Source organism: Streptomyces sp. NBC_01335, from assembly GCF_035953295.1.
Taxonomy (GTDB): Bacteria; Actinomycetota; Actinomycetes; order Streptomycetales; family Streptomycetaceae; genus Streptomyces.
On record NZ_CP108370.1, the window covers coordinates 1,756,813 to 1,777,964 of the forward strand.

20 protein-coding genes are annotated in these 21,152 nt (G+C 71.0%); 9 read left to right on the forward strand and 11 right to left on the reverse strand.

Annotation, left to right across the window (positions count from 1 at the left end):
• Window positions 1-53 precede the first annotated feature (53 nt).
• Window positions 54-950, reverse strand: coding sequence for a helix-turn-helix transcriptional regulator (locus OG599_RS07235; protein ID WP_327175116.1), 897 nt, complete (start codon window positions 948-950; stop codon window positions 54-56).
• A 399-nt stretch (window positions 951-1,349) separates the two neighbouring features.
• On the opposite strand from OG599_RS07235, the gene OG599_RS07240 reads away from it, so the two are divergent.
• The 3 genes from OG599_RS07240 (at window position 1,350) to OG599_RS07250 (ending at window position 4,158) form a co-directional block, all read left to right on the forward strand.
• Window positions 1,350-2,273 carry an ABC transporter ATP-binding protein gene (locus OG599_RS07240; protein WP_327175117.1) on the forward strand — a complete coding sequence of 308 codons (924 nt, stop codon included), beginning with the start codon at window positions 1,350-1,352 and terminating at the stop codon, window positions 2,271-2,273.
• Window positions 2,270-3,037: an ABC transporter permease gene (locus tag OG599_RS07245; RefSeq protein ID WP_327175118.1), complete on the forward strand. Its 768-nt coding sequence runs from the start codon at window positions 2,270-2,272 to the stop codon at window positions 3,035-3,037. Before OG599_RS07240 ends, OG599_RS07245 begins: the two co-directional genes overlap by 4 nt.
• Before the next feature lie 113 nt (window positions 3,038-3,150).
• A complete protein-coding gene (locus OG599_RS07250) occupies window positions 3,151-4,158 on the forward strand; it encodes a COX15/CtaA family protein (RefSeq protein ID WP_327175119.1) in 1,008 nt (335 codons plus the stop codon).
• A gap of 177 nt (window positions 4,159-4,335) precedes the next feature.
• Here the strand turns inward: OG599_RS07250 and OG599_RS07255 are convergent, their stop codons facing one another.
• Together OG599_RS07255 and OG599_RS07260 are read right to left on the reverse strand one after the other, a co-directional pair.
• The gene (locus OG599_RS07255; RefSeq protein ID WP_442809388.1) at window positions 4,336-4,701 is read right to left on the reverse strand and encodes a hypothetical protein; all 366 of its coding nucleotides are present in this window, start codon (window positions 4,699-4,701) and stop codon (window positions 4,336-4,338) included.
• A 101-nt stretch (window positions 4,702-4,802) separates the two neighbouring features.
• Complete coding sequence (locus tag OG599_RS07260; RefSeq protein ID WP_327175121.1) at window positions 4,803-5,756, reverse strand: heme o synthase; 954 nt, start codon at window positions 5,754-5,756, stop codon at window positions 4,803-4,805.
• 403 nt (window positions 5,757-6,159) lie between these two features.
• On the opposite strand from OG599_RS07260, the gene tkt reads away from it, so the two are divergent.
• The 6 genes from tkt to OG599_RS07290 all read left to right on the forward strand — a co-directional run bounded on the left by tkt (window position 6,160) and on the right by OG599_RS07290 (window position 13,257).
• Complete coding sequence (tkt, locus tag OG599_RS07265; protein ID WP_327175122.1) at window positions 6,160-8,247, forward strand: transketolase; 2,088 nt, start codon at window positions 6,160-6,162, stop codon at window positions 8,245-8,247.
• 35 nt (window positions 8,248-8,282) lie between these two features.
• Window positions 8,283-9,401 (forward strand): transaldolase, encoded by a 1,119-nt coding sequence (gene tal, locus OG599_RS07270; RefSeq protein WP_327175123.1) that lies wholly within the window; start codon window positions 8,283-8,285, stop codon window positions 9,399-9,401.
• A gap of 5 nt (window positions 9,402-9,406) precedes the next feature.
• On the forward strand, window positions 9,407-10,939 hold the full coding sequence (gene zwf, locus OG599_RS07275; protein ID WP_327175124.1) for a glucose-6-phosphate dehydrogenase: 1,533 nt from the start codon (window positions 9,407-9,409) through the stop codon (window positions 10,937-10,939).
• A complete protein-coding gene (gene opcA / locus OG599_RS07280; protein ID WP_327175125.1) occupies window positions 10,936-12,015 on the forward strand; it encodes a glucose-6-phosphate dehydrogenase assembly protein OpcA in 1,080 nt (359 codons plus the stop codon). The genes zwf and opcA overlap by 4 nt, the downstream gene beginning before the upstream one ends.
• Complete coding sequence (pgl, locus tag OG599_RS07285) at window positions 12,012-12,794, forward strand: 6-phosphogluconolactonase (RefSeq protein ID WP_327175126.1); 783 nt, start codon at window positions 12,012-12,014, stop codon at window positions 12,792-12,794. Before opcA ends, pgl begins: the two co-directional genes overlap by 4 nt.
• A 94-nt stretch (window positions 12,795-12,888) precedes the next feature.
• Window positions 12,889-13,257 (forward strand): VOC family protein, encoded by a 369-nt coding sequence (locus OG599_RS07290; protein ID WP_327175127.1) that lies wholly within the window; start codon window positions 12,889-12,891, stop codon window positions 13,255-13,257.
• On the opposite strand, the gene OG599_RS07295 is transcribed toward OG599_RS07290, so the two are convergent.
• The 8 genes from OG599_RS07295 to gap all read right to left on the reverse strand — a co-directional run bounded on the left by OG599_RS07295 (window position 13,176) and on the right by gap (window position 21,142).
• The gene (locus OG599_RS07295) at window positions 13,176-14,798 is read right to left on the reverse strand and encodes a PH domain-containing protein (protein ID WP_327175128.1); all 1,623 of its coding nucleotides are present in this window, start codon (window positions 14,796-14,798) and stop codon (window positions 13,176-13,178) included. The genes OG599_RS07290 and OG599_RS07295 overlap by 82 nt on opposite strands.
• The gene (locus tag OG599_RS07300; protein ID WP_327175129.1) at window positions 14,795-15,298 is read right to left on the reverse strand and encodes a PH domain-containing protein; all 504 of its coding nucleotides are present in this window, start codon (window positions 15,296-15,298) and stop codon (window positions 14,795-14,797) included. Before OG599_RS07300 ends, OG599_RS07295 begins: the two co-directional genes overlap by 4 nt.
• Before the next feature lie 5 nt (window positions 15,299-15,303).
• Entirely contained in the window at window positions 15,304-16,956 is a 1,653-nt protein-coding gene (gene pgi, locus OG599_RS07305) for a glucose-6-phosphate isomerase (protein ID WP_327175130.1), read from the reverse strand.
• Between the two features lie 235 nt (window positions 16,957-17,191).
• Window positions 17,192-17,527 (reverse strand): RNA polymerase-binding protein RbpA, encoded by a 336-nt coding sequence (locus OG599_RS07310; RefSeq protein WP_266703170.1) that lies wholly within the window; start codon window positions 17,525-17,527, stop codon window positions 17,192-17,194.
• A 109-nt stretch (window positions 17,528-17,636) separates the two neighbouring features.
• Window positions 17,637-17,873 (reverse strand): preprotein translocase subunit SecG, encoded by a 237-nt coding sequence (gene secG, locus OG599_RS07315; RefSeq protein ID WP_327175131.1) that lies wholly within the window; start codon window positions 17,871-17,873, stop codon window positions 17,637-17,639.
• 153 nt (window positions 17,874-18,026) lie between these two features.
• Window positions 18,027-18,803, reverse strand: a complete 777-nt coding sequence (gene tpiA, locus OG599_RS07320) for a triose-phosphate isomerase (protein WP_327175132.1) — start codon at window positions 18,801-18,803, stop codon at window positions 18,027-18,029.
• 5 nt (window positions 18,804-18,808) lie between these two features.
• Window positions 18,809-20,020 carry a phosphoglycerate kinase gene (locus OG599_RS07325; protein WP_327175133.1) on the reverse strand — a complete coding sequence of 404 codons (1,212 nt, stop codon included), beginning with the start codon at window positions 20,018-20,020 and terminating at the stop codon, window positions 18,809-18,811.
• Window positions 20,021-20,131: 111 nt separating this feature from the next.
• Entirely contained in the window at window positions 20,132-21,142 is a 1,011-nt protein-coding gene (gene gap, locus OG599_RS07330; RefSeq protein ID WP_327175134.1) for a type I glyceraldehyde-3-phosphate dehydrogenase, read from the reverse strand.
• Window positions 21,143-21,152: the final 10 nt, after the last annotated feature.

Below are 21,152 nucleotides of genomic sequence, written 5' to 3' on the forward strand. Positions count from 1 at the left end.
AGCTGTCGTGGACCCGACAGCCATCAGCGCCGAATGCTTCAACCGGACATGTTTCAGACCCAGTTGTTGCGCATCGCGTACCAGCCCAGTTGGAGCCGCGAGGTCACCGACGCGGCGTCCATGAGGGCGCGCAGCCGCCGCTGCACGGTGCGCGGCGACGTACCGACCTGCTTCGCCGTCGCCGCGTCCGTCAGGCCCGACAGCATCAGCTGCAGGATCCGCCGGTCCGCCGGGCTCAGGTCGCCGCCCTCGCGCAGATACGGACGGGAGTGCCGCCACGCCATCGCGAACAGCTCGACCGCCAGCACCACCAGGGGCGGCCGCAGCAGCAGCGAGAGGTCCGGGCCGACCTGGACCATCGCCGTCTCCCCGTCCGCCACGGCGAGCTTCATCAGCGGGCTGTCCACCACCCGTACCTGCTCCCCGGCGCGCACCCGTTCCTCCAGCGCGGGCAGCGCCTCGGGCTCGGCGAGGAAGTCGCGGTCGACCAGGATGCGGTAGCCGGCCGCCGGACCGTCGTCGTGCCGCGCGGGCCCGTCCCCCTCCCACCGCCCTCCGGCGGACTTCAGGGTGTCCGGCACCGGGGTGACGGTGTTGAGGCCGGTCAGGAAGGCGTCGAAGGTCCGGCGCGCGCCCAGCTCCAGTTCCAGGACCCTGCGCCCCTGCGCCTGCCGCCCCTCGACGATCTCCACCCCCGCGGGCCCGGTGTCCGGTCCCCGGAGGCCGTCCAGCGACCTGACCGCGTCGGCCTCCGCGCGGCGCAGGTCGTCGCCCAGCCGCAGGAAGACGGCGCGCAGCCGGTCGGCCGGGTCGCCGTCGGCCGGGCCCGGGGCGGCAGGACCCGGGGCGGCAGGGCCCGGGGCGGCAGGACCCCCAATTCCGGCGCGGGAGCCAGACGTGACGGGCTCCGCCTCCTCGGCGGGTGTCGGCTGACGTCCTGGATCAGGCATGCGCGCCAGTCTCTCCCACGGCCGCGTCGGCCCGGTCCGGCCAGGACGACCCCCGGGGGATGCCCCGGACCCGGCCCCGGCCGGTCCCCGCCCGCCTCCGGCGGGTCGCCGGACCCGCCCGGAGCCCCCGGTGGCGAGCGCACGCCATGACGTAATGCCGCCACTCCCGGAGAGACCCGCCGGGCCGCCCGCCCGGCAGACGGCACTTCGACGGCACGCGCTGGGCCGTGTCCGGCCCTGCGCGTCGGATCAGTGGGCTGTGTCCGGTGCGGTGCCTCGCAAGGCGGAGGACCGCCCGGGTACGGGATGTACGCGGGCGGTCCGACAACGCCGCGAGGTGCCGCACCGGGCGCCGCCCGCCCGACGGGAAGGGTCAGGCACGCCCTAGACTTGCCCACCATGACAAGCGAGCCCGTCGTCCGGATCACCTCCCTGGTGAAGCGGTACGGAACCAAGACCGCGGTCGCCGGCCTCGACCTCGCGGCGGCCCCCGGCATCACGGCCGTCCTCGGCCCGAACGGCGCCGGCAAGACCACCACGATCGAGACCTGCGAGGGCTACCGCCGCCCCGACGAGGGCACCGTCCGCGTGCTGGGGCTCGACCCGATCGCCGACGCGGCCCGGCTCCGCCCCCGGATCGGCGTGATGCTCCAGTCCGGCGGCGTGTACTCCGGCGCCCGCGCCGAGGAGATGCTCCGCCACATGGCGAAGCTGCACGCGCACCCGCTCGACGTCGACGCCCTGATCGAACGCCTCGGTCTCGGCAGCTGCGGCCGCACCACCTACCGACGCCTCTCCGGCGGCCAGCAGCAGCGCCTGGCGCTCGCCATGGCCGTCGTCGGCCGCCCCGAGCTGGTCTTCCTCGACGAGCCCACCGCCGGGCTCGACCCGCAGGCCCGCCGCGCCACCTGGGACCTCGTGCGCGAGCTGCGCGCGGACGGCGTGTCGGCGGTGCTCACCACCCACTACATGGACGAGGCCGAGGAGCTCGCCGACGACGTCGCCATCGTCGACGCCGGGCGTGTCGTCGCCCAGGGCAGCCCCGAGGAGCTGTGCCGGGGCGGCGCCGAGAACACCCTGCGCTTCTCCGGACGCCCCGGGCTCGACCTCGGCTCGCTGATCAAGGCGCTGCCGGACGGCTCCGGCGCCGCCGAACCCGTCCCCGGCTCGTACCGCATCTCCGGGACGATCGACCCGCAGCTGCTGGCCACCGTCACCTCCTGGTGCGCCCAGCACGGGGTCATGCCGGACGGCATCGCCGTCGAGCGGCACACCCTGGAGGACGTCTTCCTGGAACTCACCGGCAAGGAGCTGCGCGCATGAGCGCCGGTACGTACGCCCCCCGCCCGGGTGCCGCCCCGCTGTCCCGGATGATCGCCGCGCAGACCGCGCTGGAGACCCGGATGCTGCTGCGCAACGGCGAGCAGCTGCTGCTGACGGTGATCATCCCGGCGCTGCTGCTGGTGCTCTTCGGCTCGGTCGACATCGTGGACACCGGCGCCGGCGACCCCGTCGACTTCCTGGCGCCCGGCATCCTGGCGCTGGCCGTGATGTCCACCGCCTTCACCGGTCAGGCCATCGCGACCGGCTTCGAGCGCCGCTACGGCGTCCTGAAGCGGCTCGGCGCGTCGCCGCTGCCGCGGTGGGCGCTGATGACCTCCAAGACGCTGTCGGTCCTGGTGACCGAGGTGCTCCAGGTGGTCCTGCTGACCGTGATCGCCTTCGCGCTGGGCTGGTCGCCGCACGGCAACCCCCTCGCCGTGCTGCTCCTGCTGGTGCTGGGCACCGCCGCCTTCTCGGGCCTGGGCCTGCTGATGGCCGGGACGCTGAAGGCCGAGGCGACCCTCGCGGCGGCGAACCTGGTCTTCCTGCTGCTGCTGGTCGGCGGCGGGGTGATCGTGCCGATGGAGAAGTTCCCGGACGCGGTGGCCTCGGTGCTCGGTCTGCTGCCGATCACGGCGCTCTCGGACGGCCTGCGGGACGTGCTCCAGCACGGTGCGGGCATCCCCTGGGGCGACCTGGGCGTCCTCGCCGTCTGGTCGGTGCTGGGGCTCGGCGCGGCGGCGCGGTTCTTCCGCTGGGAGTGACGCACGGGAGTGCGCGGGCCCGGCATCACGGACAGCGGCGGCCCGGGTCCGAGCGGTAACGGTTCGGGGTGACTCGTCCCCCTCGTGAAAGCTTGCACAAGCTTCCGCCTACCATGGTGCGCGTGCCCAAGCTGACCCGAGCCGAAGTCGCTCAAGCCGCGCGGAACCCGCTCCAGTACATCGCCGAACGGTGGACCCCGGATCCCCGGACCGTCCGCCGTGCCGCCATGTCCGCCGTCGTGATGGCGGTGATCATCGTCGCCACCGGTGGTGCGGTGCGGCTGACCGGTTCCGGTCTCGGCTGCCCCACGTGGCCCAAGTGCACCGAGGACAGCCTCACGACGACCAGCGCGATGGGCTTCCACGGCGTCATCGAGTTCGGCAACCGGATGCTGACGTACGTGCTCTGCGCGGCCGTCGGCTGGGCGATCGTCGCGGCGCGGGCGGTCAAGCCCCGGCGCCGGAGCCTCACCCGGCTCGGCTGGGCCCAGTTCTGGGTGGTCATGGGCAACGCGGTGCTCGGCGGATTCGTGGTGCTGGTCGGCCTCAACCCGTACAGCGTGGCCGCGCACTTCCTGCTCTCCGCCGCCCTGATCACCGTCGCCGTGGTGCTGCACCACCGGGTCGGCGAGGGCGACGGCGCGCCGAAGCCGCTGGTCGGCAAGGCGGTCTCGCAGCTGACCTGGATCCTCGTGGTGGCCGCGGGGCTGCTGGTCGCCGTCGGCACCGTGGTGACCGGCGCGGGCCGGCACGCGGGCGACTCCAGTGACGTGCACCGCATCCCGCTCGACTGGAAGCTGATCAGCCAGCTCCACGCGGACCTGGCCTGGGTCGTGGTGGCGCTGACGCTGGCGCTCTGGTTCGTCCTGAAGGCCGTGGACGCCCCGCCCGGACCGCGCCGCCGCGCCGCCGAGCTGTTCGTGGTGCTGATGGGCCAGGGCGTCATCGGGTACGTCCAGTACTTCCTGGACACCCCGGAGATCCTGGTGGGCCTGCACATGGTCGGCGCGTGCCTGGTGTGGATCTGGGTCCTGCGGGTCCTGCTCTCCCAGCGCGAGCGCCCGGCGGCCGTCGCCGACGCCCCGCTCCCCCGGTCCGGCGAGGCGCTGACGACCGTCTGAGCCCTCCCGCACGCACGACGGAGCCCCCCGACACATCCACGACGTGTCGGGGGGCTCCTTCGTGCTCCGTACGTGCTCCGAGCGGTGTCCGGGGCTCCTGTGCGTCCGGCTCCGTGCGTCCGGTGCGGGGGCTCCGTGCGTCCGGTGCGGGGCCCCGTGCGTCCGGTGCGGGCGTGCTCAGTCGCGGTTGGCCGGGCCACCCACCTGGATGCCCGCCATCCGGGTCCACTCGTACCGGCCGGTGCGCACCTTCGCGGCGAACTCCCCGTCGAAGCTCTCGTGGAAGGTGAGGCCGGACTTCTCCGCGGCGCTCTCGGCCACCGCCTGTGAGGGGGCCACCAGGTCGCCCCAGCCGCCGTCCTCGCCCACCAGGACGATCCGGGTGCCCGCCTGGCCGAGGTACGCCAGCTGCCCCTCGGCGCCGCCGTGCGCCTTGGCGAAGGCACCGATCTCCTTGGCGAGCCGGGCCGCCCTGCGCCCGTCGCGGGCCGCCCGCCTGCTGTCCACCCGCTGGGTCTCATCCGTCTGCGCCATGTCTGCCATGGAACAGGATGCTACCGACGGGTAGGCAAACGGGCGACGGGCGGGTGACGTGGCCTGGACCACGTCACCCGCCCGTCGGCGAGAACAGAGCGTCGGGAGCGTCAGCGGAGGAAGGGGTCCACCGCGACGGCGACGAAGAGGAGCGAGACGTAGGTGATGGACCAGTGGAACAGCCGCATCTCCTTCAGCTTCGCGCCGGCGATCCCGGCCTTGGCGCGGTTCTGCAGGCCGTGCGCCTCCCAGAGCCAGAAGCCGCCGGAGAGCAGCGCCACCACGGTGTAGAACCAGCCCGTGTAGCCGAGCGGGGTCAGCAGCAGCGAGACAGCGACCATCACCCAGCTGTAGATCACGATCTGGCGGGCGACGACCCGGTTCGAGGCGATGACCGGCAGCATCGGGATGCCGACGCGGGCGTAGTCGTCCTTCACCTTCATGGACAGCGGCCAGTAGTGCGGGGGCGTCCAGAAGAAGATGACCGCGAAGAGGATGACCGCGGCCCAGGAGACCGAGTCGGTCACCGAGGACCAGCCGATGAGGACCGGCATGCAGCCGGCGATCCCGCCCCAGACGATGTTCTGGGCGGTGCGCCGCTTCAGCAGCATCGTGTAGACGACGACGTAGAAGAGGAGCGCGCCGAGGCTGAGCGCCGCGGAGAGCCAGTTGACCAGCAGCCCGAACCAGACCGTCGAGACGACCCCGAGGGTGATCCCGAAGGCCAGGCACTCGCGCGGGCTCACCATTCCGGTGACCAGCGGGCGCTGGGACGTACGGTCCATCAACGCGTCGATGTCGCGGTCGATGTACATGTTGAGCGCATTCGCACCGCCCGCGGAGATGTATCCGCCGACGGTGGTAGCGAGAACGAGCCACAGGTCGGGCACACCCTGAGCGGCCAGGAACATCACCGGAACGGTGGTGATGAGCAACAGCTCGATGATCCGCGGCTTCGTCAGCGCCACGAATGCCTTGATGCGGGCCCCGAACGGGCGATGGCCCACTGGGCTCGGAGTCAAGGCGACCCCTGCGGGTCGGGACTCGACGGCCGTCACGCACACCCCTGACAGAGAAATCCCAGCAAGCACCGGGCGTGAGGGCCCAGTAAAGACTTGCGCGAACCAGACCACTGTAGACGTTGGGGACAGGCCGCCCTTCGCGGGGGTGGACTCGTGTTGGGGTGGCACGTACGAGCGGCTGCGAAACCGATTCGGGCGGCCCGTCGGACCGAGCTCGGACGAGAGGCCCGCCGCTCGGTCGAGAAGCACAGAAGTACCTGGTCACGCTCATTGGAGAAGCCCAATGGTGAGCCGTCCCGCTCATACGAAAGGCGAACTCCGCCAATGCCGCGCACCCTGGAATCCAACCGGAAATCCCTTGTTGTCACAGGGGTAGGCTCAACAACGTCCGGTGCGGTCACCAGCCCCCGGTTTTCCGAACAGTGGAGAGGAGCCCTGACTCAGGGTGAGCACCAAGCCGACCACCACAGACCTTCAGTGGACCGAATTGGACCAGCGGGCCGTGGACACTGTCCGCGTTCTCGCAGCCGACGCCGTACAGAAGGTCGGAAACGGCCACCCGGGCACGGCGATGAGCCTGGCTCCGGCCGCGTACACCCTCTTCCAGAAGGTGATGCGGCACGACCCCGCGGACGCCGACTGGACGGGCCGCGACCGTTTCGTGCTGTCCGCGGGCCACTCCAGCCTGACTCTGTACATCCAGCTGTACCTGGCCGGCTACGGCCTTGAGCTGGACGACCTGAAGTCCTTCCGCACCTGGGGTTCGAAGACCCCGGGCCACCCGGAGTACGGCCACACCACGGGCGTCGAGACCACCACGGGCCCGCTGGGCCAGGGTGTCGCCAACGCCGTGGGCATGGCGATGGCCGCCCGCTACGAGCGCGGTCTGTTCGACCCCGAGGCGGCGCCCGGCACCTCGCCGTTCGACCACAACGTCTGGGTCATCGCCGGCGACGGCTGCCTCCAGGAGGGCATCTCCGCCGAGGCGTCCTCGATGGCGGGGCACCAGAAGCTCGGCAACCTGATCCTGCTCTGGGACGACAACCACATCTCGATCGAGGGCGACACGGAGACCGCGGTCTCCGAGGACACCCTGAAGCGGTACGAGGCGTACGGCTGGCACGTCCAGCGCGTGGAGCAGCTCCCCGACGGCGACCTGGACCCGGCGGGTCTGTACGACGCGCTGCAGGCCGCCAAGGCCGAGACCGAGCGTCCGTCGTTCATCGCGGCCCGCTCGATCATCGCCTGGCCCGCCCCGAACGCCCAGAACACCGAGGCCGCGCACGGCTCGGCGCTCGGCGACGACGAGATCGCCGCGACCAAGCGGGTCCTGGGCTTCGACCCGGAGAAGACCTTCGAGGTCTCCGACGAGGTCCTCTCGCACACCCGTGAGGCGCTGGACCGCGGCCGCGACGCCAAGGCCGAGTGGGAGAAGTCCTTCGCCGCCTGGCGCACCGCCAACCCGGAGCGCGCCGCCGAGTTCGACCGGATCGACGCGGGCGAGCTGCCCGAGGGCTGGGAGGAGAAGCTCCCCGTCTTCGAGGCCGGCACCTCCGTCGCCACCCGTGCCGCGTCCGGCAAGGTGCTCCAGGCCCTCGGTGAGGTCATCCCCGAGCTGTGGGGCGGCTCCGCCGACCTCGCCGGTTCGAACAACACCACGATCGACAAGTCGTCGTCGTTCCTCCCGGCCGGCAACCCGCTGCCCGAGGCGAACCCGTACGGCCGCACGATCCACTTCGGTATCCGCGAGCACTCCATGGCCGCGGAGATGAACGGCATCACGCTGCACGGCAACACCCGCGTGTACGGCGGCACCTTCCTGGTGTTCTCCGACTACATGCGCAACGCCGTCCGCCTGTCCGCGCTGATGCACCTGCCGGTGACGTACGTCTGGACGCACGACTCCATCGGTCTGGGCGAGGACGGCCCGACGCACCAGCCGGTCGAGCACGTCGCGTCGCTGCGCGCCATCCCGGGCCTGAACGTCGTGCGCCCGGCCGACGCCAACGAGACGGCCATCGCCTGGCGCGAGATCCAGCGCCGCTGGACCAAGGTCTTCGGCAAGGGTGCCCCGCACGGTCTGGCGCTCACCCGCCAGGGCGTGCCGACGTACGAGGCGAACGACGACGCGGCCAAGGGCGGCTACGTGCTGTTCGAGGCCGACGGCGGCGAGCCGCAGGTCGTCCTCATCGGCACCGGTTCCGAGGTCCACCTCGCCGTCGAGGCGCGCGAGCAGCTCCAGGCGGCCGGTGTGCCGACCCGGGTCGTCTCGATGCCGTGCGTCGAGTGGTTCGAGGAGCAGACCCCGGAGTACCGCGAGAGCGTCCTGCCGAAGGCCGTGAAGGCCCGGGTCGCCGTCGAGGCGGGCATCGGCCTGACCTGGTACCGGTACGTGGGTGACGCGGGCCGCATCGTGTCGCTGGAGCACTTCGGTGCCTCGGCCGACGCGAAGGTGCTGTTCCGCGAGTTCGGGTTCACCCCCGAGCACGTGGTCGCCGCCGCCCGGGAATCTCTCGACGCCGCCGCGCGCTGACGCGTACATACGATCTAGTAGGAGATGTAATTTTCATGACAGACGCACTCAAGCGCCTTTCCGACGAAGGCGTCGCGATCTGGCTCGACGACCTGTCGCGCAAGCGCATCACCTCCGGCAACCTCGCCGAGCTGATCGACCAGAGCCACGTCGTCGGTGTCACCACCAACCCGTCGATCTTCCAGAAGGCGATCTCCTCGGGCGACGGTTACGAGCAGCAGCTCACCGACCTCGCGTCCCGCAAGGTGACCGTCGAGGAAGCCATCCGCATGATCACGACGGCCGACGTCCGTGACGCAGCCGACATCCTGCGCCCGGTCTTCGACGCCACCGACGGCCAGGACGGCCGGGTCTCCATCGAGGTCGACCCGCGTCTGGCGCACCACACCGTGCCGACCGTCGCCGAGGCCAAGCAGCTGGCCTGGCTGGTCGACCGGCCGAACACGCTCATCAAGATCCCGGCGACGAAGGCCGGCCTGCCGGCGATCACCGAGGTCATCGCGAAGGGCATCAGCGTCAACGTGACGCTGATCTTCTCGCTGGAGCGCTACCGCGAGGTCGTGGACGCGTACATCACGGGTCTGGAGCAGGCGAAGGCCGCGGGCCTGGACCTGTCGAAGATCCACTCGGTCGCCTCCTTCTTCGTGTCCCGGGTGGACGCCGAGATCGACAAGCGTCTGGACGCCATCGGCTCCGACGAGGCCAAGGCCGCCAAGGGCAAGTCCGCCCTGGCCAACGCCCGTCTGGCGTACGAGGCGTACGAGGAGCTCTTCTCCTCCGACCGCTGGGCCGCCCTCGACAAGGCGCAGGCCAACAAGCAGCGTCCGCTGTGGGCCTCCACCGGTGTCAAGGACCCGTCGCTCAAGGACACTCTGTACGTCGACGAGCTCGTCGCGCCGAACACGGTCAACACCATGCCGGAGGCGACCCTGGAGGCCGTCGCCGACCACGGGCAGATCACCGGCAACACGGTCGCCGGCGGCTACGACCAGGCGCGCGCCGACCTCGACGCGATCAAGAAGCTGGGCGTGAGCTACGACGAGGTCGTGGCGCTGCTGGAGTCCGAGGGCGTCGACAAGTTCGAGGCCGCTTGGAACGACCTGCTCAAGTCGACCGAGGCGGAGCTCGCGCGCCTCGCTCCTTCGGAGGGCTGACCACTTTGTCTGGTGTTCCCGGAGCAAACCCGCTTCGTGACCCCCAGGACCGACGGCTCCCGCGCATCGCGGGGCCGTCGGGCCTGGTCATCTTCGGTGTCACGGGCGATTTGTCCAGAAAAAAGCTCATGCCCGCCGTTTACGACCTGGCCAATCGCGGCCTGCTGCCGCCGGGCTTCTCGCTCATCGGCTTCGCGCGCCGCGACTGGGAGGACGAGGACTTCGCGCAGGTCGTCCACGACGCCGTCGCGGAGCACTCCCGCACGCCCTTCCGCGAGGAGGTCTGGCAGCAGCTGAGCCAGGGCATGCGGTTCGTGCCCGGCAACTTCGACGACGACGAGGCGTTCGAGACTCTCAAGGAGACGATCGACGAGCTCAACAAGGCGCAGGGCACCGGAGGCAACTTCGCCTTCTACCTGTCCGTGCCGCCGAAGTTCTTCCCCAAGGTCGTCGAGCAGCTCAAGAAGCACGGTCTCGCGGAGCAGACGGAGGGCGCCTGGCGCCGTGCCGTCATCGAGAAGCCCTTCGGTCACGACCTGGAGAGCGCGCAGGAGCTGAACCAGCTCGTGCACGACGTGTTCCCGCCCAACGAGGTCTTCCGTATCGACCACTACCTGGGCAAGGAGACGGTTCAGAACATCCTGGCGCTGCGGTTCGCCAACACGATGTTCGAGCCCATCTGGAACCGGTCCTACGTCGACCACGTCCAGATCACGATGGCCGAGGACATCGGCATCGGCGGCCGCGCCGGGTACTACGACGGCATCGGCGCCGCCCGTGACGTCATCCAGAACCACCTGCTCCAGCTGCTGGCGCTCACCGCGATGGAGGAGCCCGGCTCCTTCCACCCGAAGGCCCTGGTCGCCGAGAAGCTCAAGGTGCTCACCGCCGTCGAGCTGCCCGAGGACCTGGGCAAGCACACGGTGCGCGGCCAGTACAGCCACGCCTGGCAGGGTGGCGAGGAAGTCCTCGGCTACCTCGAAGAGGACGGCATCGACCCCTCGTCGACGACCGACACCTTCGCGGCGATCAAGCTGACGGTCAACAACCGCCGCTGGGCGGGCGTCCCGTTCTACCTCCGTACCGGAAAGCGGCTCGGCCGCCGGGTCACGGAGATCGCGGTCGTCTTCAAGCGCGCCCCGTACCTTCCGTTCGAGTCCGGTGCGACGGAGGAGCTGGGCGGCAACGCCCTGGTCATCCGCGTCCAGCCGGACGAGGGTGTGACGGTGCGGTTCGGCTCGAAGGTGCCGGGCACCTCCATGGAGGTCCGGGACGTCACGATGGACTTCGCCTACGGCGAGTCCTTCACCGAGTCCAGCCCGGAGGCGTACGAGCGGCTCATCCTCGATGTGCTGCTCGGTGACGCCAACCTCTTCCCCCGCCACCAGGAGGTCGAGCTCTCCTGGAACATCCTCGACCCGATCGAGGAGTACTGGGAAAAGAACGGCAAGCCCGCTCAGTACCCGGCCGGTACCTGGGGTCCGGCCGAGGCTGACGAGATGCTCGCACGCGACGGACGGAGCTGGCGCCGGCCATGAAGATCGATCTCACGGAAACCACGTCCAGCAAGATCAACAACGCGCTGATCTCGGCCCGCCGTGCCATCGGCACCCCGGCCATCGGCATGGTGCTCACGCTGGTCGTCGTCACGGACGAGGAGAACGCCTACGACGCCCTCAAGGCGGCGAGCGACTCCTCCCGCGAGCACCCCTCGCGGATCATCGCGGTGATCAAGCGGGTCAGCCGCTCGCCGCGCAGCCGTCGCGACGCGCGTCTCGACGCCGAGATCCGGGTCGGTTCCGACTCGGGCACCGGTGAGACGGTCGTCCTGCGGCTCCACGGCGAACTCGCCAACCACGCCCAGTCGGTGGTCCTGCCGCTGCTGCTGCCGGACGCCCCGGTCGTGGTGTGGTGGGCCGAGGACGCCCCGGCCGACCCGGCGAAGGACCCGCTCGGCGCGCTCGCCCAGCGCCGCATCACGGACGCCTACTCCGCCGAGCACCCGCTCGACGAGCTGGCCGTCCGCGCGGCGACGTACGAGCCCGGCGACACGGACCTGACGTGGACCCGCATCACGCCGTGGCGTTCGATGCTGGCCGCCGCGCTGGACCAGCAGTCCGCGCAGGTCGTCTCGGCGACCGTCGAGGGCGAGAAGGACAACCCGAGCTGCGAGCTGCTCGCCATGTGGCTCACGGACCGGCTCGGTGTCCCGGTGGGGCGCACGTTCTCGCAGGGGCCCGGTCTGACCGCGGTCCGCATGGAGACGAAGAACGGCCCGATCGTTCTCGACCGTGCGGACGGCTCGCTGGCCACCCTCTCGATGTCCGGTCAGCCCGACCGCGGCGTGGCGCTCAAGCGGCGCGACACCGCCGAGCTGCTGGCGGAGGAGCTGCGACGCCTCGACCCGGACAACACCTACGCCACCACGGTGAAGGTCGGCGTCGACAAGCTGAGCGGCCCCGGCGAGGTCGCGGCCGCGGCTTCCGCCACTCCCGCGCCGGAAGCCGCGGATGCTCCGGACGCGGCTGCGGAACAGGCGCCGGAGGCCGAGAAGCCGAAGGCCGCCGCTCCCGCGAAGAAGGCCGCCCCGGCCAAGAAGGCGGCGTCCAAGTGAGTACCCCGCAACTGGTCGTGCACCGCGACAAGGAGCTGATGGCGCAGGCCGCGGCGGCCCGGCTGATCACGAAGATCGTGGACGCCCAGGCCGCTCGTGGATACGCCTCGGTCGTGCTGACCGGCGGGCGCAACGGCAACGGCCTGCTGGCCGCGCTGGCCGCCGCGCCCGCCCGGGACGCGATCGACTGGTCGCGGCTCGACCTGTGGTGGGGCGACGAGCGGTTCGAGCCGGACGGCGACCCGGAGCGCAACGTCACGCAGGCCCGTGAGGCCCTGCTGGACGCGGTCGCCCTGGACCCGGCACGGGTGCACCCGATGCCGGCGTCGGACGGTCCGTTCGGGAACGACGTGGACGCGGCCGCCGCGGGTTACGCCGCCGAACTCGCGGCCGCCGCGCGTCCGGAGGACCACGGGCCCGTTCCGACGTTCGACGTGCTGATGCTGGGCGTCGGACCGGACACCCATGTCGCCTCGCTCTTCCCCGAGCTGCCCGCGGTACGGGAGACCGAGCGCACCGTCGTCGGTGTGCACGGTGCCCCCAAGCCGCCGCCCACCCGGGTCACCCTCACGCTCCCGGCGATCCGGGCGGCGCGCGAGGTGTGGCTGCTCGCGGCGGGCGAGGACAAGGCGGAGGCCGCGGCCATCGCCCTGTCCGGTGCCGGGGAGATCCAGGCCCCGGCGGCCGGTGCGTACGGCCGTGCCCGGACGCTCTGGCTGCTCGACGCGGCGGCGGCCTCCCGGCTGCCCCGCGATCTCTACCCGCCGGCCTCTTCCTGAGAGACCGTCACCCGCGTTACGGAAAGGCCCGGTTCCGCTCGTCACGAGCGGAACCGGGCCTTTCGCCGTCGCGGGCCGTGGCAGGCTGGCCCGTATGACGACGCGTATCGGCACCGTGGTGATGGGGACCTCCGACGTCCGGCGGGCGGCCGCGTTCTGGAAGGCCGCGCTCACCTACGTGGAGCGCGAGCCCGCCGAGGACGACTGGGTGGTCCTGGTCCCCGCCGAGGGCCACGGCGTCGGCCTCGCCCTCGGTCTGAGCGGCCCGGACAGCCCCGTCCAGGAGGTCCCCCGCGTCCACCTCGACGTCTACACCGAGGACCAGGACGGCGAGGTGGCCCGGCTGCTCGGACTCGGCGCCTCCCGGGTCCAGTGGCCCCACTACCCGGCGGACCCGGACTTCGTCGTCCTCTCCGACACCGAGGGCAACCGCTTCTGCGTGATCGACACCACGCACGGCTGAGGCGTCGTCCCCGCGTCCTCGTCCCACTCCAGGAACGGGGCCAGCAGCCCCGGTACGGCCTCGGCGGCGAAGGCGAGCCCCTCGCCCACCCCGGTGTCGTACACCGCGTAGGCGCCCGTTCCGGCGGCCGTGGTGGCCGTGATGTCCATCAGCCCCGCCCGCCGCTGGAAGTACGACTGCCGTACCGTCCAGCCGATCACCCCGGACCGATCCAGGGCCGCCGTCGAGCGCCGTAGGGTGCCGGAGCGGGTGACCAGGTGGCGGCCGGTCAGGGTGTGGCCGAGGTTGCGGTACGCGTCCAGGGCGAGCGCGGCCGCGATGGGCACGCCCACCACCGCGCAGCCCAGCGCGGTCCACAGCAGGACGGGCGTCAGCAGGGCCCCGAGCACGGCCAGGAGCGCCACCGGGGCCAGCGCCGCCGCGAGGGCGCGCCGCAGCCGGCGGCCCCGGGCGGCGCGCGGGTGGCCGGTCAGGGGCGCGGCGGTGGGGGCGGACTCCTCGCGGAGGACGGCCGCGACGATCCGGTCCGCCACCGGCCGGGGCACGGCGGGCAGCAGGGTGCTGTGACTGGCCTCCTTCGCCTCCTCGTCGTGCGCGAGACCGGTGGTGATCGCGTCCACCCGGGCGGCGCCGAACAGCCGTACGCCCAGGGGCTCCACGCGCTCGGCGCCGCGCAGCCGGGCCTCCTCGACGGTGGTGGAGCGGGAGGTCAGCAGCCCGCGGCGGACCCTGAGGGTGCCGCCGGGCTCGCGCTCCAGGCGGTAGTTCCACCACATCTCGGTCCAGAGCCCGAGGGCTCCGGCCGCACCGGTGAGGAGGGCCGCCGCGCAGAGGACGGCGAGCGTCCAGAACAGCGGGAGGGCGCGGAAGAGTTCGACGGTCCAGTGGATGACGTCGCCCTGCGCGCCGGCCCACTCGCTGAGCTGCATCACCCCGCCGACCGCCGCGCCGCCGAGCATCGGGGCGACGAAGGAGACCGGGGCGTAGCGGATCCAGCGGGGGTCGAGGACGGCCAGTTCGCCGTCGCTTTCCCCGGTACCGCCGTCCGCCGCCGCGCCGCGCGCCAGCAGCAGCCGTCGCAGCCGTTCGCCCTCGGTACGGGTGACGGGGTCGAGCTCCAGGGTCGATTCGCCGTCCCGGTGCTCGCCGGTGCCGATCCGTACGGTGACCAGGCCGAGGACCCGCAGCAGCGGGCGCGCGGTGAGGTCGACGGTGCGGACGCGGTCGAGCGCGAGGGAGCGGCGCCGCACGAGGAAGAGCCCGGAGTGGAGGTCGACGTGTCCGGTGCCGATCCGGTAGCGGGTGCGGCGCCAGCGCACGTGGTCGACGAGGGCCGCGCAGCCGGTCAGCAGGACGGCCCCGGCGGTTGTCCAGAGTCCGGCCCGGGCGGCGCCGAAGTGGCCGAGGAACCCCATCGCCAGCGGGACGGCGGTGCCCACCACCACCCCGGCCGTGAGGACCGCGGTGACCAGGGCGGTACGGGCATCGAGGCGGCGCCAGCCGTCGTCGGGCGTGCCCGGGGGGAGGTCGGCGGACGTCATGTGGCGTCGCCGGGGGTGTCCCGGGTGATGCGGGTCAGGCGTTCGGCGAGCGCGGCGGCGGGTTCGTGCCCGAGGCCCGCGATCCGTACCGCTCCCTTGGCGGAGGCGGTGGTGACGGTGAGCGTGGCGAGTCCGAAGAGCTGCTCCAGCGGGCCGCGGACCGTGTCGACGGTCTGGATGCGCGACATGGGCGCGATCCGCCACTCCTGGAGGAAGAGGCCGGTGCGGACGTAGACGGCGTCCTCGGTGACCTCCCAGCGGTGGGTACGGAACCACCACCGGGGCAGCCAAGCGGCACAGCACGCACCGAGCCCGGCCGTGACCGCCGCGGAGAGCAGCAGCCACGGCCGGGCCGGGGTGACGAGGGTGGCGAGGACGCCGAGGACCGTCAGCGGCGCCGCCGTCAGCAGCAGCCACTGGGCGCGCCACCAGCCGACGGCACGCCGGTCGAGCGAGTGCGCCGGAGGCCTCAGGCGCGGTGTCCCCTCACCCTGGACCACCGGGCTCAGCGACCGCGCAGCGACCGGTAGGTGGCGACGAGGGCGGCGGTGGAACTGTCCAGCTGCTCGCCGCCGGTGCCCTCGGTGAGGACGGGCTCGATCTTCTTGGCGAGGACCTTGCCGAGTTCGACGCCCCACTGGTCGAAGGAGTCGATGTTCCAGATCGCGCCCTGGACGAAGACCTTGTGCTCGTACAGCGCGATGAGCTGTCCGAGGACCGAGGGGGTGAGCTTCTCGGCGAGGATCGTCGTGGTGGGGTGGTTGCCCTGGAACGTCTTGTGCGGGACCAGTTCCTCGGGCACGCCCTCGGCGCGGACCTCTTCGGGCGTCTTGCCGAAGGCGAGCGCCTGGGTCTGCGCGAAGAAGTTGGCCATCAGCAGGTCGTGCTGGGCGATGAGTCCGGGCAGCAGGTCGGCGACCGGGGCGGCGAAGCCGATGAAGTCGGCCGGGATGACCTTGGTGCCCTGGTGGATCAACTGGTAGTACGCGTGCTGGCCGTTGGTGCCCGGGGTGCCCCAGACGACCGGGCCGGTCTGCCACTCGACCGGATTGCCGTCCCGGTCCACGGACTTGCCGTTGGACTCCATGTCCAGCTGCTGCAAGTAGGCGGTGAACTTGGAGAGATAGTGACTGTAGGGAAGTACCGCGTGCGCCTGGGCGTCGAAGAACTGGCCGTACCAGACGCCCAACAGGCCCAGCAGCAGCGGGGCGTTCTGCTCCGCCGGGGCGGTGCGGAAGTGCTCGTCGACGAGGTGGAAGCCGTCGAGCATCTCGCGGAACCGGTCCGGGCCGACGGCGATCATCAGGGAGAGGCCGATGGCGGAGTCGTAGGAGTAGCGTCCGCCGACCCAGTCCCAGAACTCGAACATGTTGGCCGTGTCGATACCGAAGTCCGACACCTTCTCGGCGTTGGTCGACAGCGCCACGAAGTGCTTGGCGACGGCGTCCTGACCGGCCTTCAGCTCGGTGAGGAGCCAGTCGCGGGCGGAGGTCGCGTTGGTGATCGTCTCGATGGTGGTGAACGTCTTCGAGGCGATGATGAAGAGCGTCTCGGCCGCGTCCAGGTCGCGGACGGCCTCGTGGAGGTCGGCGCCGTCGACGTTGGAGACGAAGCGGAGGGTGAGGGAGCGGTCCGTGAAGGAGCGCAGCACCTCGTACGCCATGGCGGGGCCGAGGTCGGAGCCGCCGATGCCGATGTTGACGATGTTCTTGATGGGGCGGCCGGTGTGGCCGGTCCACTCGCCCGAGCGGACCCGGTCGGCGAAGGCCGCCATCTTGTCCAGGACCGCGTGCACGGCCGGCACGACGTTCTCGCCGTCGACCTCGATCACCGCGTCGCGCGGGGCGCGGAGCGCGGTGTGCAGGACGGCGCGGTCCTCGGTGGTGTTGATCTTGTCGCCGCGGAACATGGCGTCCCGCAGCTCGGCGACCCCGGTGGCGGCGGCGAGGTCGCGCAGCAGACGCAGCGTCTCGTCGGTCACCAGCTGCTTGGAGTAGTCGATGTGCAGGTCGCCCACCCGGAGGGTGTAGGCGGCGCCGCGGTCCGCGTTCTCGGCGAACAGCTCCCGCAGGTGGGTCGCGCCCAGCTCCTCGCGGTGCTTGCCGAGGGCCGCCCACTCGGGCGTCTGGTTGAGCTTGGTTCGGCTTTGTGCGTTCATCCCGGGTATCAGCCCATTCTTCTCGTACCTGCTCCCCGCTGCACCCCCCAACCTAATTGATCCTGGTCGCGGGTGCCGCGCGGGCATGGCCCCGCGCGGAGATCAGGGGGTTCCCGGGTGGCGGAAAGCGCTCCGGCCGGCACCCAGGGGGTGGCCGGCCGGTGAACGGGGCATACGGAAAAGAGGCGGCTCTCGCCGGACGGACCTCAAGGGGCGGGAGCCGGACGGGGTGCGCTCAGATCTCGCCGCGGAGCTTGGCGAGCGCCTCGGCGAGAATGGCCTCGCCGTCCGCGTCACTGCGCCGCTCGCGCACGTACGCGAGATGCGTCTTGTACGGTTCCGTGCGCGGCGGGTCGGGCGGGCTGTCCTTGTCCTGACCCGCCGGGAAGCCGCATCGGGGGCAGTCCCAGGTCTCCGGTACCTGCGCGTCATGGGCGAAGCTCGGCTGCGTCTCGTGCCCGTTCGAGCACCAGAAGGAGATGCGGAGGCGCGGCGCGGACTCGCCCCGCTCGGCCTCCCCCATCGGCCCCGCTCCGACCCGGCTTCCCCGGATCGCGTTGCCACTTGCCACGGTCGTAACTCCCTGCGTGATGCTGCTCGAAGATGCCCCAGTCTACGTAAGGCCCAACGCGCGTCCAGTGATTGGAGTTACACGGTCACCGGCAATCGCGGACGATGCGTCAGCCGTCCAGCTTGATGAGCAGGCCGAGGGCCACAATGCTCGCGAACCAGCAGAGGCCGACGACCACGGTGATGCGGTCGAGGTTGCGCTCGGCCACCGAGGAGCCGCCGACCGAGGACTGCATGCCGCCACCGAACATGTCGGAGAGGCCGCCGCCCTTGCCCTTGTGCATCAGCACCAGCAGCATCAGCAGCAGGCTGAAGACGATCAGGGCGATCTCGAACGCCAAAATCACGGCTGGTCCCTACTTTCCGGAAATTCCTGGACTGCTTCTGAGAAAAATGCTTCTGAAAACTACTTCTACGCAATGTATGAAGCACAACGGGGGCCGAGGGTGGAACCCACCCCGGCCCCCGCAAGGGTACGACGGATCGGCGCTAGCGCATACTCACTGGTCGCGGAAGCGGACGATCTTGACGAACTCGTCGGCGTCCAGCGCGGCACCGCCGACGAGGGCGCCGTCGACGTCGGGCTGCGCCATGATCGCGGCGACGTTGCCGGACTTCACGGAGCCGCCGTACTGGATGCGGACCGCGTCCGCCAGCTCCTGCGAGTACAGCTCGGCGAGCCGGCGGCGGATGGCTCCGCACACCTCCTGGGCGTCCTCGGGGGTGGCGACCTCGCCGGTCCCGATGGCCCAGACCGGCTCGTACGCGATCACGATCGACTCGGCCTGCTCGGCCGGGACGTCCTGGAGGGCGCCGTCGAGCTGCGCGAGGGTGTAGGAGACCTGGTCACCGGCCTTGCGGATGTCCAGGCCCTCGCCGACGCAGAGGATCGGGGTCAGCCCGTGCTTGAAGGCGGCCTTCACCTTGGCGTTGCAGATCTCGTCGTTCTCGCCGTGGTACTGGCGGCGCTCGCTGTGGCCGACGGCCACGTACGCGCACTTCAGCTTGGCGAGCATGGAGCCGGAGATCTCGCCGGTGTACGCACCGGAGTCCTGCGCCGAGATGTCCTGGGCGCCGTACTTGATCTTCAGCTTGTCGCCGTCCACCAGGGTCTGCACGGAGCGCAGGTCGGTGAAGGGCGGCAGGACGGCGACCTCGACCGCGTCGTAGTCCTTGTCGGCCAGCGCGAAGGCGAGCTTCTGGACGTGGGCGATGGCCTCGAGGTGGTTGAGGTTCATCTTCCAGTTGCCCGCCATCAGCGGGGTACGGGTGCTCATCTGGCTCAGTTCTCCAATGCGGCGAGGCCGGGGAGCGACTTGCCCTCGAGGTATTCGAGGCTGGCGCCGCCGCCGGTCGAGATGTGGCCGAAGGCGTTCTCGTCGAAGCCCAGGATGCGGACGGCGGCGGCGGAGTCGCCACCCCCGACGACGCTGAAGGCCGGGGAGTCGACGAGCGCCTGGGCGACCGCGCGGGTGCCCTCGGCGTAGTCGGGGTGCTCGAAGACGCCCATCGGGCCGTTCCAGAAGACTGTGGCCGCGTCGGCGAGCTTCGCCGCGTACAGCTCACGCGTCTTGGGGCCGATGTCCAGGCCCTCCTGGTCCGCCGGGATGGCGTCGGAGGCGACGACGGTGGGGTTGGCCGGGGCCTTCGTCTTGAGGTCCGGGAACTCGGGCGAGACGAGGACGTCGACGGGGAGCACGAACTCCACGCCGCGCGCGTCGGCGCGCTTGAGGTACTCCTGCACGGTGGGGACCTGGTCCTCCTGGAGCAGCGAGATGCCGACCTCGTGGCCCTGGGCCTTGAGGAAGGTGTACGCCATGCCGCCGCCGATCAGGATGCGGTCGGCCTTCTCCAGCAGGTGGTCGATGACACCGAGCTTGTCGGAGACCTTGGCGCCGCCGAGGACCACGGCGTAGGGGCGCTTGACGTCGCTGGTGAGCTTCTTCAGGACGCCGACCTCGGTGGCGATGAGGTAGCCGGCGAAGTGCGGCAGCCGGGCCGGGAGGTCGAAGACCGAGGCGTGCTTGCGGTGCACCGCGCCGAAGCCGTCGCCCACGTACACGTCGGCGAGGGCGGCGAGCTGGTCGGCGAAGGCGCCGCGCTCGGCGTCGTCCTTGGACGTCTCACCGGCGTTGAAGCGGAGGTTCTCGATGACGGCGACCTGGCCGTCGGTGAGGACGGCGACCGTGGCCGTGGCGGACTCGCCCACGGTGTCGGTGGCGAACGCGACCTCGGTGCCGAGCAGTTCACCGAGCCGGGCGGCGGCGGGAGCCAGCGAGAACGCCGGGTCCGGGGCGCCCTTCGGGCGGCCGAGGTGCGAGGCGACGATGACCCGCGCACCGGCCTCGGCGAGCTTGGCGACGGTCGGCTGGACGGCGCGGATGCGGCCGTCGTCGGTGATGGTGGTGCCGTCGAGCGGCACGTTGAGGTCGGCGCGGACGAATACCCGCTTGCCGGCGACCCCTTCGGCGAGAAGTTCGTCGATCGTCTTCATCTGTTCCAGGACTCCTTGGAAAGGACGGATGAGCACGCGAGAAGGCCCGGACGGCGCTGCGTCGCGCCGTCCGAGCCCCTCACTACATCGAGATGCCTGCCGATCCGAGGATCAGAGCTGGCCGCCGACGAAGACGGTCAGGTCGACGAGGCGGTTGGAGTAGCCCCACTCGTTGTCGTACCAGCCGAGGATCTTCACCGTCTTGCCTTCCTGAACCATCGTCAGGGAGGAGTCGAAGGTGCAGGACGCCGGGTCGCTGACGATGTCCGAGGAGACGATCGGGTCCTCGGTGTAGGCGAGGTAGCCCTTCAGGTCGCCGTCGTCGGCGGCCTTCTTGAACGCGGCGTTGACCTCGTCCTTGGTGACCTCGCGCTGCAGCTCGACGACCAGGTCGGTGGCGGAACCGGTCGGGACCGGGACGCGCATCGCGATGCCGTCGAGCTTGCCCTTGAGCTGGGGCAGAACCAGGGCGGTGGCCTTGGCGGCACCCGTCGTGGTCGGGATGATGTTCTCGGCGGCGGCGCGGGCGCGGCGCAGGTCCGAGTGCGGGAAGTCCAGGATGCGCTGGTCGTTCGTGTACGCGTGGACCGTCGTCATCAGGCCCTTGACGATGCCGAAGTTCTCGTCGAGAACCTTGGCCATCGGCGCCACACAGTTGGTGGTGCAGGAGGCGTTGGAGATGACGTGGTGGTTGGCCGCGTCGTACTTGTCCTGGTTGACGCCCATCACGATGGTGATGTCCTCGTCCTTGGCCGGAGCCGAGATGAGGACCTTCTTGGCGCCACCGGCGATGTGCTTCTCGGCGTCGGCCTTCTTGGTGAAGATGCCGGTCGACTCGATGACGATGTCGACGCCCAGCTCACCCCAGGGGATGTCGGCCGGGTTGCGCTCGGAGAGCACCTTGATGGTGTGGCCGTCGACGGTGATGGTGTCGGCGGTGTGGCTGACCTCGGCCTTGAGACGACCCAGAATGGTGTCGTACTTCAGCAGGTGAGCCGTGGTCGCAGTGTCACCCAGGTCGTTGACAGCCACGATCTCGATGTCCGCACCCTGCTCCAGCAGCGCGCGGAAGTAGTTACGACCGATGCGGCCAAAGCCGTTGATGCCTACGCGGATCGTCACGAACCGATCT

What these genes read in the sequence shown, in the direction of transcription:
- tal (WP_327175123.1), top strand. Translation starts at nt 8,283, where the DNA reads ATGACAGACGCACTCAAGCGCCTTTCCGACGAAGGCGTCGCGATCTGG.
- tpiA (WP_327175132.1), bottom strand. Translation starts at nt 18,803, where the DNA reads ATGAGCACCCGTACCCCGCTGATGGCGGGCAACTGGAAGATGAACCTC.
- OG599_RS07295 (WP_327175128.1), bottom strand. Translation starts at nt 14,798, where the DNA reads ATGACGTCCGCCGACCTCCCCCCGGGCACGCCCGACGACGGCTGGCGC.
- OG599_RS07255 (WP_442809388.1), bottom strand. Translation starts at nt 4,701, where the DNA reads ATGGCAGACATGGCGCAGACGGATGAGACCCAGCGGGTGGACAGCAGG.
- opcA (WP_327175125.1), top strand. Translation starts at nt 10,936, where the DNA reads ATGAAGATCGATCTCACGGAAACCACGTCCAGCAAGATCAACAACGCG.
- OG599_RS07245 (WP_327175118.1), top strand. Translation starts at nt 2,270, where the DNA reads ATGAGCGCCGGTACGTACGCCCCCCGCCCGGGTGCCGCCCCGCTGTCC.
- OG599_RS07235 (WP_327175116.1), bottom strand. Translation starts at nt 950, where the DNA reads ATGCCTGATCCAGGACGTCAGCCGACACCCGCCGAGGAGGCGGAGCCC.
- OG599_RS07325 (WP_327175133.1), bottom strand. Translation starts at nt 20,020, where the DNA reads ATGAAGACGATCGACGAACTTCTCGCCGAAGGGGTCGCCGGCAAGCGG.
- OG599_RS07250 (WP_327175119.1), top strand. Translation starts at nt 3,151, where the DNA reads ATGGTGCGCGTGCCCAAGCTGACCCGAGCCGAAGTCGCTCAAGCCGCG.
- pgi (WP_327175130.1), bottom strand. Translation starts at nt 16,956, where the DNA reads ATGAACGCACAAAGCCGAACCAAGCTCAACCAGACGCCCGAGTGGGCG.
- OG599_RS07290 (WP_327175127.1), top strand. Translation starts at nt 12,889, where the DNA reads ATGACGACGCGTATCGGCACCGTGGTGATGGGGACCTCCGACGTCCGG.
- OG599_RS07240 (WP_327175117.1), top strand. Translation starts at nt 1,350, where the DNA reads ATGACAAGCGAGCCCGTCGTCCGGATCACCTCCCTGGTGAAGCGGTAC.